The sequence below is a fragment of the Allobosea sp. P4_H5 genome (assembly GCF_056400825.1).
This window is the reverse complement of the sequence record NZ_JBFUKM010000009.1, coordinates 78,129-93,931: the sequence shown is the minus strand read 5'-3', so window position 1 is coordinate 93,931 and position 15,803 is coordinate 78,129. Positions and strand designations below refer to the sequence as shown.

General features: G+C 66.3%; 21 protein-coding genes. 10 read left to right on the top strand and 11 right to left on the bottom strand.

All coding sequences use genetic code 11. The features are described 5' to 3' along the window. Nucleotides 1-15 precede the first annotated feature (15 nt). Nucleotides 16-702: a fumarylacetoacetate hydrolase family protein gene (locus tag AC1DS0_RS19315; protein ID WP_476815898.1), complete on the bottom strand. Its 687-nt coding sequence runs from the start codon at nt 700-702 to the stop codon at nt 16-18. A gap of 104 nt (nt 703-806) precedes the next feature. Continuing rightward, on the bottom strand, nt 807-1,277 hold the full coding sequence (locus AC1DS0_RS19310) for an Lrp/AsnC family transcriptional regulator (RefSeq protein ID WP_164547550.1): 471 nt from the start codon (nt 1,275-1,277) through the stop codon (nt 807-809). A 154-nt stretch (nt 1,278-1,431) separates the two neighbouring features. Between AC1DS0_RS19310 and AC1DS0_RS19305 the strand changes: the two genes are divergently transcribed. From AC1DS0_RS19305 to AC1DS0_RS19275, 7 genes are all read left to right on the top strand, one after another. After that, entirely contained in the window at nt 1,432-2,448 is a 1,017-nt protein-coding gene (locus AC1DS0_RS19305; RefSeq protein WP_476815897.1) for an ABC transporter substrate-binding protein, read from the top strand. A gap of 13 nt (nt 2,449-2,461) precedes the next feature. Beyond that, entirely contained in the window at nt 2,462-3,214 is a 753-nt protein-coding gene (locus AC1DS0_RS19300) for an ABC transporter permease (protein WP_476815896.1), read from the top strand. Beyond that, complete coding sequence (locus tag AC1DS0_RS19295) at nt 3,190-3,966, top strand: ABC transporter ATP-binding protein (RefSeq protein ID WP_476815895.1); 777 nt, start codon at nt 3,190-3,192, stop codon at nt 3,964-3,966. Before AC1DS0_RS19300 ends, AC1DS0_RS19295 begins: the two co-directional genes overlap by 25 nt. A gap of 214 nt (nt 3,967-4,180) precedes the next feature. Further along, nucleotides 4,181-5,032, top strand: coding sequence for a DUF4118 domain-containing protein (locus AC1DS0_RS19290; protein ID WP_476815894.1), 852 nt, complete (start codon nt 4,181-4,183; stop codon nt 5,030-5,032). 146 nt (nt 5,033-5,178) lie between these two features. Next, nucleotides 5,179-5,658, top strand: a complete 480-nt coding sequence (locus AC1DS0_RS19285; protein WP_476815893.1) for an SRPBCC family protein — start codon at nt 5,179-5,181, stop codon at nt 5,656-5,658. Between the two features lie 138 nt (nt 5,659-5,796). Continuing rightward, the gene (metZ, locus tag AC1DS0_RS19280) at nt 5,797-6,990 is read left to right on the top strand and encodes an O-succinylhomoserine sulfhydrylase (protein ID WP_476815892.1); all 1,194 of its coding nucleotides are present in this window, start codon (nt 5,797-5,799) and stop codon (nt 6,988-6,990) included. 56 nt (nt 6,991-7,046) lie between these two features. Continuing rightward, on the top strand, nt 7,047-7,412 hold the full coding sequence (locus AC1DS0_RS19275; RefSeq protein WP_476815891.1) for a hypothetical protein: 366 nt from the start codon (nt 7,047-7,049) through the stop codon (nt 7,410-7,412). A gap of 123 nt (nt 7,413-7,535) precedes the next feature. Here the strand turns inward: AC1DS0_RS19275 and AC1DS0_RS19270 are convergent, their stop codons facing one another. The 7 genes from AC1DS0_RS19270 to fabA form a co-directional block, all read right to left on the bottom strand. Further along, nucleotides 7,536-7,781, bottom strand: a complete 246-nt coding sequence (locus AC1DS0_RS19270) for a DUF2188 domain-containing protein (protein WP_476815890.1) — start codon at nt 7,779-7,781, stop codon at nt 7,536-7,538. 104 nt (nt 7,782-7,885) lie between these two features. Further along, nucleotides 7,886-8,719, bottom strand: a complete 834-nt coding sequence (gene fabI, locus AC1DS0_RS19265; protein ID WP_152015065.1) for an enoyl-ACP reductase FabI — start codon at nt 8,717-8,719, stop codon at nt 7,886-7,888. Nucleotides 8,720-8,737: 18 nt separating this feature from the next. Further along, nucleotides 8,738-9,145, bottom strand: a complete 408-nt coding sequence (locus AC1DS0_RS19260) for a type II toxin-antitoxin system VapC family toxin (protein WP_476815889.1) — start codon at nt 9,143-9,145, stop codon at nt 8,738-8,740. Continuing rightward, nucleotides 9,142-9,399: a type II toxin-antitoxin system VapB family antitoxin gene (locus tag AC1DS0_RS19255; RefSeq protein WP_476815888.1), complete on the bottom strand. Its 258-nt coding sequence runs from the start codon at nt 9,397-9,399 to the stop codon at nt 9,142-9,144. The genes AC1DS0_RS19260 and AC1DS0_RS19255 overlap by 4 nt, the downstream gene beginning before the upstream one ends. A 52-nt stretch (nt 9,400-9,451) precedes the next feature. Next, nucleotides 9,452-9,724 carry a DUF3303 domain-containing protein gene (locus tag AC1DS0_RS19250; RefSeq protein ID WP_326874344.1) on the bottom strand — a complete coding sequence of 91 codons (273 nt, stop codon included), beginning with the start codon at nt 9,722-9,724 and terminating at the stop codon, nt 9,452-9,454. Between the two features lie 10 nt (nt 9,725-9,734). Continuing rightward, on the bottom strand, nt 9,735-10,961 hold the full coding sequence (fabB, locus tag AC1DS0_RS19245; RefSeq protein WP_476815887.1) for a beta-ketoacyl-ACP synthase I: 1,227 nt from the start codon (nt 10,959-10,961) through the stop codon (nt 9,735-9,737). A 118-nt stretch (nt 10,962-11,079) separates the two neighbouring features. After that, nucleotides 11,080-11,592: a 3-hydroxyacyl-[acyl-carrier-protein] dehydratase FabA gene (gene fabA / locus AC1DS0_RS19240; protein WP_476815886.1), complete on the bottom strand. Its 513-nt coding sequence runs from the start codon at nt 11,590-11,592 to the stop codon at nt 11,080-11,082. Nucleotides 11,593-11,855: 263 nt separating this feature from the next. Between fabA and irrA the strand changes: the two genes are divergently transcribed. Further along, complete coding sequence (gene irrA / locus AC1DS0_RS19235) at nt 11,856-12,317, top strand: iron response transcriptional regulator IrrA (protein ID WP_476816065.1); 462 nt, start codon at nt 11,856-11,858, stop codon at nt 12,315-12,317. A gap of 183 nt (nt 12,318-12,500) precedes the next feature. Here the strand turns inward: irrA and AC1DS0_RS19230 are convergent, their stop codons facing one another. After that, complete coding sequence (locus AC1DS0_RS19230; protein WP_476815885.1) at nt 12,501-13,037, bottom strand: SH3 domain-containing protein; 537 nt, start codon at nt 13,035-13,037, stop codon at nt 12,501-12,503. 241 nt (nt 13,038-13,278) lie between these two features. Between AC1DS0_RS19230 and AC1DS0_RS19225 the strand changes: the two genes are divergently transcribed. Next, nucleotides 13,279-14,274: a 2-hydroxyacid dehydrogenase gene (locus tag AC1DS0_RS19225; RefSeq protein WP_152015058.1), complete on the top strand. Its 996-nt coding sequence runs from the start codon at nt 13,279-13,281 to the stop codon at nt 14,272-14,274. Between the two features lie 44 nt (nt 14,275-14,318). On the opposite strand, the gene AC1DS0_RS19220 is transcribed toward AC1DS0_RS19225, so the two are convergent. Next, complete coding sequence (locus tag AC1DS0_RS19220) at nt 14,319-14,705, bottom strand: winged helix-turn-helix transcriptional regulator (RefSeq protein ID WP_476815884.1); 387 nt, start codon at nt 14,703-14,705, stop codon at nt 14,319-14,321. A 103-nt stretch (nt 14,706-14,808) separates the two neighbouring features. Between AC1DS0_RS19220 and AC1DS0_RS19215 the strand changes: the two genes are divergently transcribed. Then, a complete protein-coding gene (locus AC1DS0_RS19215) occupies nt 14,809-15,798 on the top strand; it encodes a quinone oxidoreductase family protein (protein WP_476815883.1) in 990 nt (329 codons plus the stop codon). The last annotated feature ends 5 nt before the right edge of the window (nt 15,799-15,803 follow it).

The window sequence follows — 15,803 nt, the reverse complement described above, 5'->3', positions numbered from 1 at the left end:
CCTGGAGCCGGCCGCTCAGACGATCCTGGTGCGGACGGAGCCGACACCGGCGATGACGCCTTCGAGCACATCGCCCTTGACGACGGCCGCGACGCCTTCAGGCGTTCCGGTCATGATCAGGTCGCCCGGCGCCAGCGTGACGAAGCCGGAGAGATACGAGATCGTCTCCGGCACATTCCAGATCATCTTGGCGAGATCGGAGCTCTGGCGGACCGTGCCGTTGACCTTGAGCTCGATTAGCCCCTTGTCGGGGTGGCCGGCCTTCGCCGCCGGGACGAGCTCGCCGATCGGCGCCGAGGAATCGAAGCCCTTGCCCATGTCCCAGGGCTTGCCGGCCTTCTTGGCGGCGCCCTGCAGGTCGCGGCGGGTCATGTCGAAGCCGGCAGCATAGCCGAAGACGTGGCTGAGCGCGTCGGCCTCGGCGATGTCCTTGCCGCCCGTCCCGATCGCGACGACGAGCTCCATCTCATGATGCAGGTCGGCGGTCTTGGGCGGATAGGGCATGTCGGCGCCGCCGGTCAGCACGGCGTCGGACGGCTTGGTGAAGAAGAACGGCTCCTCGCGATCGGGATCGCCGCCCATCTCGCGGGTGTGCTCGGCGTAGTTGCGGCCGACGCAGAAGATGCGGCGCACCGGGAAGAGCCCACCACCGGCCACCGGAATTGCGGCGACCTTCGGCTGATCGATGACATAGCTGGACATGGGCGCGCCCCGTTCGAGAAATCCGGGAGCGTTCATGCGGGAGCGCGCCCGCCGGGGCAAGTACCCGGCATGCGATGGCGGGCCTGCGCTCCTCGCAATGAAGCCTACGACGCCTTCGGCAGATCCGGCACCTTGTAGGCGGTCGTCGCCTTGATCCGCTCCATGGCGAAGCGCGAGGTGACGTTCTTGAGCGGGATCGTTTCGATCAGCTTCTTGTAGAAGGTGTCGTAGGCGGCCATGTCGGCGACGACGACGCGCAGCATGTAATCGACGTCGCCGGCCATCCGGTAGAACTCGATCACCTCCGGCATAGCCGCGACGCTCTGGGCGAACTTCTCCAGCCAGGGGCCGGAATGATCGGCCGTCTCGATCTGGACGAAGACGGTGAGCCCGAGCCCGATCTTTTCCGGCGCGACGAGGGCGACGCGCTTGATGATCACCCCGGTCTGCTCGAGGCGCTGGATGCGCTTCCAGCATGGGGTCTGCGACAGCCCGACCCGATCGGCGAGCTCCGCAATCGAGATATTGGAGTCTGCCTGCAGCACAGTCAGAATCTTGCGATCAATGGCGTCCATCTCTCAGTCCACACTGGTAGAGAAAATTCCTTTGCCATACCTTGGCTACGGAGAATTTTCTTCTTTTTGAAGGGCGATGCTTGTCTTTAGATAGAAAATCCTTTTATCAAACGTCAATAGGCTAGATATCACACACCATCTGGGGAATTAGATCATGGACCGCCGCCAGTTCCTGCTCGCCGGCTCGTCGCTCGCTGCCACGCTGCCGTTCGGCGCTCGCGCCCAGGAGGCGGTCCCGGCCCGGATCGGCTATATCCCGGTCATCGGCACCGCCCCGATCTTCGTCGCCAATGGCGAGGGCTGGCTGAAGCAGGCCGGCATCACGCCGACGTTCACAGTGTTCGAATCCGGCCCGAACATGATCCAGGCGCTCGCCTCGGGCACGATCGACCTTTACGTCGCCGGCGTCGCCCCGCTCGCCGTGGCACGCTCGCGCGGCGTCGACATCCGCGTCGTCGCCTCGACCGCGACCGGCGAGAACGTCTTCGTCGCCGCCTCCGCTCTGGCGAAGTTCTTCACGACGGGCACGAGCGCGGCAGCCGCCTTCAAGGCGCACAAGGCCGCGACCGGCAAGCCGGCGCGCCTCGCCACCCAGCCGGCCGGCTCGGTGCCCAATACCGTGCTGCAGTACTGGCTCTGGGAGGTCGCCAAGGCAGACAAGGGCGATGTCGAGGTGGTGCCGATGGGCATCGACGCGACGCAGCAGGCGGTGCTCGCCGGCGCCGTCGAGGGCGCGATTGTGCGCGAGCCGGCCCTCACCATCATCCAGACCCGCAACCCCGCCATCAAGCTGATCGCCGGCGGCGAGGACGTCTTCCCCGGCCAGCCCGGCACGGTCGTCGCCGTCTCCGGCGCCTTCGCCACCAAGAACGCCGCCGCTGTGCAAGGCCTGGTGTCGGGTCTGGTCAAGGCCGCCGACGTATTGGTCAAGACGCCCGCCAAGGCCGCGCCCCATGTCGGCGCCGCGCTCGGCAAGGGTATCGTCGACCCCGCCTTGATCGAGAAGGCGCTGACCTCGCCGGCGACCCGCTTCGAGATCGACCCGCGCAAGATCATCGCACCGGCCCGCGCCATGCAAGCCTACCAGGTCAAGCTCGGCTCGCTCGAGAAGGAACTTCCGTTCGACGGCCTGTTCGAGACGCAGTATTACGAGCGCGCGCTCAAGGGCTGACGGGACTACGGATTTGCGTTCACTGCGGGCTCCGGCCCTCGCCCTGACGGGCCTCGTCGCCTTCCTCCTGCTGTGGGAGGCGATCCCCTATTTCGGCCTGGTCAATCCGGCCTTCCTGCCGGGCCCGAGCGCCCTGCCCAGCGCCTTCCTGCGCGAGGTGAAGTCCGGCGCCTGGCTCACGGCGATCATGGGTTCGCTCGGCCATTATTTCATCGGCCTCTTCACCGGCGCCGGCCTCGGCATCGCGCTCGGTGTCTTCACCGGCATGTCCCGGATCGCCGAGGAAACGACCGCCTGGGTGGTCCGTTTGCTGCGGCCGATCCCCGGCCTCGCCTGGGTGCCGTTCGCGATCATCTGGTTCGGCGTCAACCCGCAGGCGGCGGTGTTCATCATCGCGATCGGCGTGTTCTGGATCGTCTTCTTCGCGGCGCAAGGAGCGATCCGCGGCGTCGACCGCGACCTTATCGAGGTCGCCGATGCCTTCGGCTTCCGCTCGCCGCTGCAGCGCCTCAGCAAGATCCTGCTGCCGGCGGCACTGCCCGGCATCCTGATCGGCGTGCGCACCGCGCTCGGCCAGGCCTGGATGGCGGTGGTCGCAGCCGAGATTTTCGGCGTCGCCGGCGTCGGCCAGCGCATGATGCAGGCCTCCAGCCTGCTCGCGACCGATCTCGTCGTGATCTACATGCTGACCATGGCGGCGCTCTACGGCCTGCTCGACACGCTGTTCGTCGCCTTCCAGGGATGGGTGCTGCGTTGGAAAGCGTGATCGACATCAAGGAGCTGTCGCTCACCTTCACCCGCGACGGCGAAGCGACCGAGGTCCTGCGCAAGTTGAACCTCTCGGTGGCACCAGGCGAGTTCCTCGCCATTGTCGGCCCCTCCGGCGTCGGCAAGTCGACGCTGCTGCGCGTCATCGCCGGCCTCGCCCGTCCGAGCGGCGGCGAAGTCGTGATCAACGCCAGGGACAACACCCGCCGGCCGGTCGCGCTGGTCTTCCAGGATTCGCGGCTGCTGCCGTGGCGCAGCGTGATCGCCAATGTCGGCTTCGGCCTGGAAGGCCAGAAGCCGAGGACCGAGCGCCTCGCCAAGGCGCAGCAGATGCTCGACCTCGTCGGCCTCGGCCATCTCGCCCAACGCTGGCCGCACCAGCTCTCCGGCGGCCAGCGCCAGCGCGTCTCGCTGGCGCGCGCGCTCGCGGTCGAGCCCGAGATCCTGCTGATGGACGAGCCTTTCTCGGCGCTCGACGCGCTGACACGCGAGACCTTGCAGGACGAGCTGATCGAAGTTCGCCGGCGCACCGGCAAGACCGTGCTGTTCGTCACCCACGACATCGACGAAGCCGCCTATCTCGCCGACCGGGTCGTGGTGCTCTCCGGCGCGCCCGGCCAGATCATCGCCGAGCACAAGATCTCGGCTGCGCATCCACGCCGGCGCGGTGCTGAAGCCGAAGCGCAGATCGTGCGGGCGGTGCGCGTCGACCTCGGCGCGGACATCGTCAGCGACGGCGCGGCGATCTGAGAGCTCAGCTTCAGTCGAAGCGCAGCTTCCAATTATCCACCGCCACGCGGTTCAAGAGCGCTTATATAGGCTTTATGCGACCCGAAGCCGGATCGTATGGCGGGCTGACGTCGTTGTGAGCGATCATTCGCCCTCCTGCCTCGAAGGCCGGATCGCCGCCGACCATACCGATGCGCCTACGGAGGCATGGGTAACGGCATAAGGAGGCATCGCAATGAGCGCTCAGAGTTCTCCGCAGGAGTTCAAGCTTCTCCCCGAGCCCGATACCCTGCCCGCTTTGCAGCTGTCCAACGCTCCTGTCGTCGTTCGCTACCTCGTCACATTGGCGATGACCGCGATGGCGACGGTGGTGGCGGTCGGGGTCGACAGCGCGGTGACGATTCCGAACCTGTCCCTTGTCTTCGTCGTGCCCGTGCTCGTCGCGGCCGTCGCTTTCGGCCTCGGCCCGTCGCTGTGCTCGGCCATTTTCGGGGCGCTCGCCTACAACTTCTTCCTGACCGAGCCGCGCCTGACGCTGCGCGTCGATGACCCCGCCAATATCTGGGCGATCGGCCTGCTCTTCGTCGTCGGCGTGATCGCGAGCGCCGTGGCATCGACCGCCCGGCGCAGGGCGGACGATGCAGCGCTTGGCAGGCGACAGGCAGCGCTCGTCCGGTCCTATGGCCGGGAGCTCGCCGTAGCTGATACCGCGGAGGCGATCTTTTCCCGCACGGCCGATGCGCTTGAAGCGCTCTTCAAGGTCCCCGCCGTCCTGATGCTGATGTCGGAGAGTTCGGTCGATCTCGTCCTGAGACGCGGCGGCATCGAACCTGCCCCGATCGATATCGAGTCGGCGCGCTCGTCCCTGACGACCGGCAAGGTTTCCGTCGCGGACGTCTATCCGTTCGATGCCGCGCGCTTCGATTTCTGGCCGGTGATGACCTCCGCTGGCAGCCGGGCCGTCATCGGGCTGGCGTTCGACCCTGAGGAGCGCCCGCCGCAGCCCGGCACGCTCGTCGAAATCGTCGCGAGCCTTCTGGCTCTGGCTCTCGACCGTCAGCATCTGCGCGAGGGCAATCGCGGATAGCGACCCGGCGGATGGCTGCTGCCGCGGCCGTGCCAGAGGCCCGACCTGCCGCAAATCCGGATCGATTTCGCGCCCGACTTGTTACTCTCAGCCGTCTGAAGCATCCGGCTAGGGTTCTCCCATCGCATCACGCAAAGGAGAACGCCATGACCAGCCGCGACTACACCCTCAGCTTCACCGTCCCGCAATCGCCGGACGCCGTCTTCGCCGCCATCGCCAATGTGCGCGGCTGGTGGTCACAGGAGATCAGCGGTGGCACCGAGCATGTCGGCGACATCTTCGCCTACCGCTACCAGGACCTGCATCGCTGCAGGATCGCGATCATCGAGGCGGCTCCCGGCAAGAGAATCGTCTGGCACGTGCTCGACAACTATTTCAGCTTCACCCGGGACGAGACCGAGTGGAAGGACACGGACATCGTCTTCGACATCAGCGACAAGGACGGCGTCACCGAGGTCACCTTCACCCATCGCGGCCTGGTGCCGACCTATGAATGCTTCGAGGCCTGCTCGCAGGGCTGGCGCATGTATGTCGAAGGCAGCCTTCGCGACCTGATCATGACCGGCAAGGGCCGCCCGAACATCGGCGAGGCGATGACCGAGAGCGAGCGCATCCTCGCCGCCTGAGCGCATCGGCCATGGAATGGAGGAACGCCGAACGCGCGCCTCGGCGTTCCCCATGCAGAAAATTCGTTCGCCTTTACGAACGCAAGCGGCAGTGATATTCCCTTCGTCCGTTATACCGAACGAACCGGACGAGATATCATGGCGAACGACGCGACCGGCGCGGCAGCGCTGCACCCTGAAACCCAGCTCGTCCACGCCGGCACGCTGCGTTCGCAGTTCGGCGAGACCTCGGAAGCTCTCTTCCTGACCCAAGGCCATGTCTATGACAGCGCCGAGCAGGCCGAGGGCCGCTTCCTCAACACCGATCCGGGCTTCCAGTACGGGCGCCTGTCCAACCCGACCGTCGCCATGTTGGAGCAGCGCATGGCGACCTTCGAGGGCGCCGAGGCCTGCCGCGCCACCGCGACCGGCATGGCGGCCGTCACCGCGGCAGTGATGGCCCCGGTCCGGGCCGGCGATCACGTCGTCGCGGCGCGCGCCCTGTTCGGCTCCTGTCGCTACGTCATCGAGGACCATCTGCCGCGCTATGGCGTCGAGTCGACGCTGGTCGACGGCACCGACCCTGCCGCCTGGCGCGCCGCGATCAGGCCGAACACCAAGCTGTTCTTCCTGGAAAGCCCGGCCAATCCGACGCTGGAGGTGATCGACATCGCCGCCGTCGCCGCGATCGCCAAGGAGGCCGGCGTCATCCTCGTGGTCGACAATGTCTTCGCGACGCCGCTGTTCCAGCGCCCGCTCGAACTCGGCGCCGATCTCGTCGTCTATTCCGCCACCAAGCACATCGACGGCCAGGGCCGCTGCCTCGGCGGCCTCATCCTCGGTTCGAAAGCGCTGATCGAGGCCGATATCCAGACCTATCTGCGCCAGACCGGGCCGGCCCTGTCGCCGTTCAACGCCTGGGTGATGCTGAAGGCGCTGGAGACGCTGCCCCTGCGCATCCGCCAGCAGGCGCAGAACGCGACGGCGGTCGCGACCTGGCTCAAGGGCCGCAAGGACTTGCCGCATGTCGCCTTCATCGGCGATCCCGACCATCCCCAGGCCGAGATCATCGCCAGGCAGATGAGCGGCCCCTCGACGCTGATCGCCTTCGAGGTCGCGGGCGGCAAGGACGCGGCCTACCGCTTCCTCAACCGGCTCAAGCTGATCCGCATCTCCAACAATCTCGGCGACGCCAAGAGCCTGATCGTCCATCCGGCGACGACGACGCATCAGCGCTTCACGGCGGAGGTGCGCGCCAGCATGGGCGTCGGTGACGGGTTGGTCCGCCTCTCGATCGGGCTGGAACATGCCGACGACCTGATCGCCGATCTCCGGCAGGCTCTCGACGGCTGAGTCGAACCAGTTTCGCGGCTGTGCGTTTGAACCTCGGCAACAACCGAGGTTCAACGATGATCCGCAAGACCGCCTGCACCACCGCGCTTCTCGTCCTGCTCGCCACTCCGGCGTTCGCTCAGAACGCCGCGCCCGCTTCTCCGGCGCCCGTCGAAAAACCGTCCTCGCCGGAACTGTCCGCCTGCAAGGCGACCGCAATGGCGGCGCTGACGGCCCGCGAGCCCGAGATCAAGGACATCTATATCGACGAGGACGGGCTGACGATCGCCGTGGCCGAGACCAAGGTCGAGGATACCCCGGTGACGCGCATCATCATGGGCGAGGCCTATCTGAAGACCGACAAATCCGACAAGCCGCGCCGCTTCCTCTGCCTCATCGGCGAGAAGGGCAAGGTCCTGCTGACCTTCTTCACGCAGCGATAAGCGACCATGCGCACGTCATGCTCGGGCTTGACCCGAGCATCTCAGGCAGGATGAAACTCCAATCAGCGCCCTCTGGTCGGGAGATTCTCGGGTCTGCGCTTTGCTCCGCCCGAGAATGACGGCTCACTCGCCGTCGACGATCCTTGTGTTCGGTCGGTCACGGCCATCAGCCAGCTCTTCGTGCCATTCGCCTTTGGCGTCCTGATAGACGATGCCATCGGTGACACCCGGCCGCTTCTGGCGGGCAGCGGCCTTGTTGGCTGCCTTGAGCGCCGCATCGTGCGAGCGAAAGGTTTCGGAGAGAGCTTCGCCGACCTTGTAGGCCCAGCCGCCATCGTGCTGGACGATCTCGTACTTCACCATGACCATGAGCGTCCTCCATGGCTCACTGATCGAACCGACGGCATGCGCCCAAGGTTCCACCGGAGAGGAGGATAGCCCTGCCGCGCGAGCGGCGGAAGGGCCTGGCCGACTCAGTCGCCGTTGCCGGTATCGGCGGCACGCAGTCCGTCCAGCACCGGCATCGAGGTGATGTGGTAGCCGGCATCGATATGATGGATGTCGCCGGTGACGCCCCCGGACAGGTCCGAGAGATAATACAGCGCCGAGCCGCCGATCTCGTCCAGCGTCACCGATTTGCGCAGTGGCGAGTTGGCGCGCTGCCAGGAATACATGGCTCGCGCATCCGAAATGCCGGCACCGGCAAGCGTCCGCACCGGCCCGGGCGAGAGCGCGTTCACGCGGATGCCCTTCGGCCCGTAATCGGCGGCGAGGTAGCGCATGCTGGCTTCGAGCGCCGCCTTGGCGACGCCCATGACATTGTAGTTCGGCATCACGCGGGTCGAGCCGCTGTAGGTCAGCGTGATCATGCTGCCGCCTTGCGGCATGCGCTCGGCGGCGCGCTTCGCAGCTTCCGTGAACGAGAAGCAGGAGATCACCATGGTACGCGAGAAATTCTCGCGGGTGGTGTCGGCATAGAGTCCCTTGAGCTCGTTCTTGTCGGAGAAGCCGATGGCGTGGATCAGGAAATCGAGCGTGTTGCGCTCGGGATCGCCACCCCAGGCCTCGTCGATCGCGGCGAAGGCGGCATCGACCGTCGTGACGTCCTCGACATCGCAGGGAATCACCAGCTTCGAGCCGATGCTCTCGGCCAGCGGCTTGACGCGCTTGCCGAGCGCATCGCCCTGATAGGTGAAGGCCATCTCGGCGCCATGCGCATGCAGGGTCCGGGCGATGCCCCAGGCGATCGAATTCTGGTTGGCGACGCCCATGACGAGGCCGCGCTTGTTGTGCATCAGGGGGAGCATGTCTGGACTTTCACGTCATCATTCGGCGAGCGCCGCGCGGAGGTCGGTTCGGCTGAAATCATGGCCGACGAACAGAATTGCTGCATTGCGCAGCGTCGTGGATGCATAAGCGAAGCAGTCGCCCATGTTCAATGCCGCAGGATGCCGGCCTTTGCCGAAGCGGGCGAAAGCTGCCAGCGCCGCATCGGCATGAGCGTCGCCAATGTCCTCGATAGCGATCCGCGCACGTCCGACCAGGTCGCGCACCTCGCCCAGAGCCTCGGCGACCGAGTAGTTGGCAATCCGCGCGACGGCGAGCGCCGTCTCGTAGATGGCGACGGGCGACGTGAAGAAGGCCGCGTCGCTTTCCAGGCAATCAAGCACGCGATCGGCCGAGGGCTCGCCAGCCATCACAGCGGTCAGAGCGGAAGCGTCGACGAAAATCATTCGTCGCCCGACAGCCAATCGAAGAAGGCCTTGTCAGCTTTCAACCCGGTTTTGCCATGGGCCGCGACGCGCTCCTGAATGTCGCGGATGCGTTCACGCAACGGCCGCAGATCGACTGTTTCATCGTTCCGCTCGACGCGCGCCAGCTTTTCTTCCGCCGCCTTGCGGACGGCATCAGTCAACGTCGCGCCAGTTTTTGCCGCCAAAGCGCGCACGATGCGATCTGTCTCGGGATCACGAATATGAAACGCCATCAGATGCTCCGTCTAGACGATGCATATAATCGTCTAGACGACCTCTGTCACGTCAGAGGTGCTTCTTCACCGCCGCCGCGGTGTCCTTCGAGCTCGCCAGCGGCACGATCTCGAAACGGGCGAGATCGCCCCAGGCCAATACCCATTCCTGCAGCTTGGTGACGTCGTCGCACTGCATCACCTGGAAGCAGCGGGCAAAATCCGCCGAGATCCAGCTGTCGATATAGGTCAGGCCCTCGGGCATCATCCGGCCATGCTCATGGTAGCGGGCGTAGATCTCCTTCACCCGCGCCTGGTCGAAATGCTCGATCACCATGAAGAGCATGGCCCGCGCCTCAGGCTTCGAGCCGCTTCATCACGATGGTGGCGTTGGTGCCGCCGAAGCCGAAGGAGTTGGAGAGCACGCAGCCGAGGCCGGCATTGTCGATGCGCTTGCGCACGATCGGCATGTCGGCGAAGGCCGGGTCGAGCTCCTCGATATGGGCGCTTTCGCAGACGAAATCGTTGTTGAGCATCAGCAGCGAGTAGATCGCCTCCTGCACGCCGGTGGCACCCAGCGAATGGCCGGTCAGCGACTTCGTCGCCGAGATCGGCGGGCTCTTCTCGCCGGCGCCGAAGACTTCGCGGATCGCCTCGATCTCCTTGGCGTCGCCGACCGGGGTCGAAGTGCCGTGCGGGTTGATGTAGTCGATCTTGGCCTTCACGCCGTCGAGAGCCATCTTCATGCAGCGCACCGCGCCCTCGCCGGACGGGGCGACCATGTCGTAGCCGTCCGAGGTCGCGCCATAGCCGACGATCTCGCCATAGATGCGGGCGCCGCGGGCCTTGGCGTGCTCGAGCTCCTCCAGCACGACGACGCCGGCGCCGCCGGCGATAACGAAGCCGTCGCGCTTCGCGTCATAGGCGCGCGAAGCAACGGCGGGGGTCTCGTTGAAGTCCGAGGACATCGCGCCCATGCCGTCGAACAGCACGGAGAGCGTCCAGTCGAGCTCCTCGCAGCCGCCGGCGAAGATCACGTCCTGCTTGCCCCACTGGATCAGCTCATAGGCGTTGCCGATGCAATGGTTCGAGGTCGCGCAGGCCGAGGAGATCGAATAGTTGACGCCCTTGATCTTGAACCAGGTGGCGAGCGTCGCCGAGGCTGTCGAAGACATGCCCTTGGGCACGGCGAAGGGACCGACCTTCTTGGACGAGCCGCTCTCGCGCGCCTTGTCATAGGCGTCGATCAGCGCGCGGGTCGAGGGGCCGCCCGAGCCCATGATGATGCCGGTGCGGTCATGGCTGATCTCTTTATCTTCGAGACCGGCGTCGCGGATGGCCTGCTCCATCGCGACCTGGTTCCAGGCCGAGCCGCCGCCATGGAAACGCATCGCGCGGCGGTCGAGCACGGTCGCAGGATCGAGCGTGGGCACGCCGGCGACGCGGCTGCGGAAACCGTGCTCGGCGAAATCCTGGGCATAGGAGATGCCGGACTTGGCCTCGCGCAGCGAGGCCAGCACTTCCTGCGTATTGTTGCCGATGGACGAGACGATGCCCATCCCGGTGACCACAACGCGTCTCATGCTGCTTCTCCGGCTCTTTGGTGACGGGCCGGGAGGCCAACCCCGGACCTGTAATAGATCGCCTACCGCGCAAATGGACCGCGCGGCCGGCGAAGGCAAGGCATCGGGCTTATTTTGCTCAGGCTGCTTCGGGCTTGAACAGGCCGACGCGCATATCGGTGGTGGTATAGATACGCTTCCCGTCGGCCTCGAGCCAGCCATCGGCGATGCCGAGGACGAGCTTGGACTTGAAGACGCGCTTGAAATCGACGCCGTAGACGACGTGCTTGACCGAGGGCAGCACCTGATCGGCGAACTTGACCTCGCCGACGCCGAGCGCCCGGCCGCGGCCCGGCAGGCCGAGCCAGCCGAGGAAGAAGCCGGTGAGCTGCCAGAGCGCATCGAGGCCGAGGCAGCCCGGCATCACCGGATCGCCCTTGAAGTGGCAGTCGAAGAACCAGAGGTCCGGCCGGACGTCGAGCTCGGCGCGCACCATGCCCTTGCCATGCGCGCCGCCGGTCTCGCTGATCTCGGCGATGCGGTCGAACATCAGCATAGGCGGCAGCGGCAGCTGCGCATTGCCCGGCCCGAAGAGCTCACCGCGCCCGCAAGCGAGGATATCCTCGTAGCTGAATGACGATTGCCGCTCCATATCCGACTTCACTCCATTCCGGCCGCCCATGCATCCGGCGGCCAACTCCCGATGCCACGTGCCTAACACGGTGTCGCGGCGGAACGGAAGTGCGCAGGGGCGGTTGAACCGTGGAAGATCGAAGCCCGTTTCCTGCCAACGTCCGGTGCCGGAGCCTGTCAGCAGCGCCGCGATGCTTGCGGCTGGGCAACCAAGGCCTTACATCGAATCTAAACGATGACATCCCGATCATGGGGACCGGTTTCACGGAGACGACGCGCGGCATGGACGGCCTGACGCAGGACCAGGGCTACGGAGCGGACGCACGGCAGGGCTGCCCCTTCCACGATGTGCGTCAGAAGCTGCGCCGGGTGGGCCTGCGGCCGACGCGCCAGCGCGTCTCGCTCGGCTGGCTGCTCTTCGCCAAGGGCGATCGGCACATCAGCGCCGAGATGCTCTACGAGGAGGCGATGAAGGCGCGCGTGCCGGTCTCGCTCGCGACGGTGTACAATACGCTGCACCAGTTCACGCAGGCTGGCCTGCTGCGCGAGCTCGCGATCGACGGCGCCAAGACCTTCTTCGACACCGACAATAGCGACCATCACCATTTCGTCGTCGATGGCGAGGACAAGGTCATCGACATCCCGGCCTCGGCGGTCGACGTTGCCGAATTGCCCCCGCCGCCCCAGGGCTACGAAATCAGCCGGGTCGACGTCGTCGTCAGATTGCGCAAGATCGGCGGCTGAGGCTTGCCACGGCGCGGGCGTGTTTTGGGGCTTCGACCGCAATCAGCGTGTCATCCCGGACAAGCCGCGAAGCGGCGCCGATCCGGGATCCATTCCTGAGCCTTTCCGAAAGAGGTTCCGGAATGGGTCCCGGGTCTCCCTCCGGTCGCCCGGGACGACACGCGTACTTTAAATCACAGCCCCCTACTGCACGGTTTCGTTGGGATAGACGCCCCAGAGCCGGTCCTGCTTGATGTAGCCGGACATCTTGCTCACCGTGACGCGGCACCAGGCATTCTGGCATGACTGCACATTGGCGATGACGCCGGGCTCGAGGGTCGCCACCACCGGCGCGCTCTCGCTGGTCGTTTCGCGCAGCGAGAAGGCCTCGCTTTTGTTCTTCGACCAGGGCGAGACCAGCACGGTGCGCCGCCCCGAGAGCAGGCTGTGCAGCACCCAGCCCTCGGTGCCGTCCGCGTCGCGCACGCGGCGCCAAGTCTCGAATTCGGCGGTGATCTCGACCGGCAGGCCGGCGCGCTGGAACACCCAGCTGGTGCGATGCTCCTTCGACGGCCCCTCGCGCAGATTGACCCGGTCCGACTTCAGGCTGACATAGCGCGGCAGCGGCAGGCCGGAGACCGGGCCGTTGGCGACTTCCTGGGCCGAGCCCGGCATCGCCAGCAAGGCCAGGCCCGCCGCAACCAGAAGGCCGAGCGCACTGCGCATCGTCTGAACCGTCATCCCACCTACTCCTCGCCTGCCCCGCTTCCGGCACATTCGCACCAAAGGGTCAGGTTGTGTTCCGCCGCAACGCTGCTAGAGAACGAAACGGCTGCCGACCGTCGAAACGGCCCGACTCAATTCCTGATGCGCCTCGGTTAATGGGGGGTTGAGGCGGAATGGCGACGCTGCGGCCACTGGTCGCGCCCGGCCGGGCGCAGCGCCGGCACTATCGGAGCCTGAGGGGCATCAAGGAGCCGCCATGACGAAGAAAAAGCCCCTGGTCGTCGTTACGCGCAAGCTGCCGGCCGTGGTCGAGACGCGCATGCGTGAGCTCTTCGACGCCAGGCTCAATCTCGACGACACGCCGATGAGTCAGGCCGCTTTGGTCGAGGCGATGAAGACCGCCGACGTGCTGGTCCCGACCGTGACCGACAAGATCGACGCCGGGCTGATCGCCCAGGCCGGCGAGCAACTGCGCCTGATCGCCAATTTCGGCAACGGCGTCGACAATATCGACGTCGCCAGCGCGGTGCAGCGCGGCATTACCGTGACCAACACGCCGGGTGTGCTGACCGACGATACCGCCGACATGACGATGGCGCTGATCCTCGCCGTCGCTCGGCGCATCGCCGAGGGCGCCCGCATCATCACCGACGACGAATGGGCCGGCTGGTCGCCGAACTGGATGCTGGGGCGCCGCATCACCGGCAAGCGCCTCGGCATCGTCGGCATGGGCCGGATCGGCCAGGCACTGGCCAAGCGCGCCGCCGCCTTCGGCCTGTCGATCCACTACCACAACCGCCGCCGGCTCGATTCGCGCATCGAGGAAGCGCTCGACGCGACCTATTGGGATTCGCTCGACCAGATGCTGGCGCGCATGGACGTCGTCTCGGTCAACTGCCCGCACACGCCGGCGACCTATCACCTGCTCTCGGCCCGCCGGCTCAAGCTGATGAAGCCGGACGCCATCCTGGTGAACACGGCGCGCGGCGAGATCGTCGACGAATCCGCGCTCTCGCGCATGCTGGAAGCGGGCGAGCTCGCCGGCGCCGGCCTCGACGTGTTCGAGCATGAGCCGGCGGTCAATCCGCGCCTGCTCAAGCTCGCCCGCCAGCATCGCGTCGTGGTGCTGCCGCATATGGGCTCGGCTACCCATGAGGGCCGCGCCGACATGGGCGAGAAGGTCATCGTCAACATCAAGACCTTCATGGACGGGCATAAGCCGCCGGATCGCGTCCTGCCCAGCATGCTCTGAGACGTCTACCGGGGCGAGTCGACTGGCTCGCAACAAATCGTCGTTCACGCCGCCTCGGACCGCGCTCCGGGGCGGTAGCGGCATTCAGACAGGGCATCGAGCTCTCCGAGATCGGCGGCATGGCGGCGGCCCCAGTCGCACAGGGTCGCGATCACCGGGGCGAGGCTCTGGCCGAGTGGCGTCGCCGCATAGTCGACGCGTGCCGGTACCTGCGGGAAGACCTCGCGGCTGACGAGCCCGTGCTCCTCCATCTCGCGCAATTGCTGGATCAGCACCTTCTGCGTGATCGGCGGAATGCGCTTCTGCAGCTCCGAAAGGCGCTTGGGACCGTCGAAGAGCTGGTAGAGGATCACGGCCTTCCAGCGGCCGGAGATCACCTTGAGCGCCCGCTCGACCGGCAACATCGGCAGGCGCTTCATCGGGTCGGCCATGCTCACCTCTTGGTCTGCTGCAAACAAATCGGTGTGTAGTCATCGGCCGGCATCCTAGCCCAGAACGCAGCCCACGCTCATCCCCTTCGCGTGAGGCCTATCCATGAAAGCCATCCAGTACAGCCGCTTCGGTGGCCCCGACGTGCTCGAGATCGTCGAGATCGCTGCGCCATCGCCCCGCCTCGGCGAAGTGCTGATTTCGGTCGGCGCCGTCGGCGTCAATTTCTTCGAGGTGATGATGCGGCAGGACCGTTATGCAGTGACGCCGCCGCTGCCCTTCATTCCCGGCGTCGAGATCGCCGGCACGATCGCCGCGCTCGGCGAAGGCGTCACCAGCCTCTCGGTCGGCGACCGCGTCGCCGCCGCGCTCTATGTCGCCGGCGTGCCGAGCGGCGGCTATGCCGAACAGGTCGCGATCTCAGCCAATGTCGTCGTACGCCTGCCGGACGAGATCTCCTTCCCGACCGCCACCGCGCTGCAGGTCCAGGGCCTGACCGCGCTGCACCTGCTGCGCAGCCACCCGGCAACGGGGAAGACTGTCCTGATCAGCGCCGCAGCCGGCGGTGTCGGCAGCCTGCTGGTCCAGCTGGCCAAGCGCGACGGCGCCAAGCGGGTCATCGCCATGGCGAGCTCGGCCGAGAAGTTGGCATTGGCACGGGACCTCGGCGCCGATGCCGGCATCGACTACACGCAAGCCGACTGGCCGGAGCAAGTTCGCGCCGCGACCGACGGTGCCGGTCCCGACCTGATCTTCGACGCCTCCGGCGGCGACATTCCAGGGCAGTGCCTGGCACTGCTCGCGCCCTTTGGCCGCCTCGTGCTCTACGGCCCGCTTTCGCTTGCCGACTTCCGACCGGACGCCGAGGCGCTGAAGACCCTGATCTTCGGCAATCGCACGATCGCCGGCTTCTCGCTGTTGCCGCATCTGGCACCCGAGCGCCTCGCAGGCGATCTCGGCGAGCTGTTCAGGCTCGCGATCTCCGGCGAACTCAGGCTGCTGCCCGGTGAAAGCTTCCCGCTGGCACAGGCCAGCGCTGCCCATGCGGCGCTGGAAAGCCGGCGCACGGCCGGCAAGCTGGTGCTGCTGCCCTGACGGGG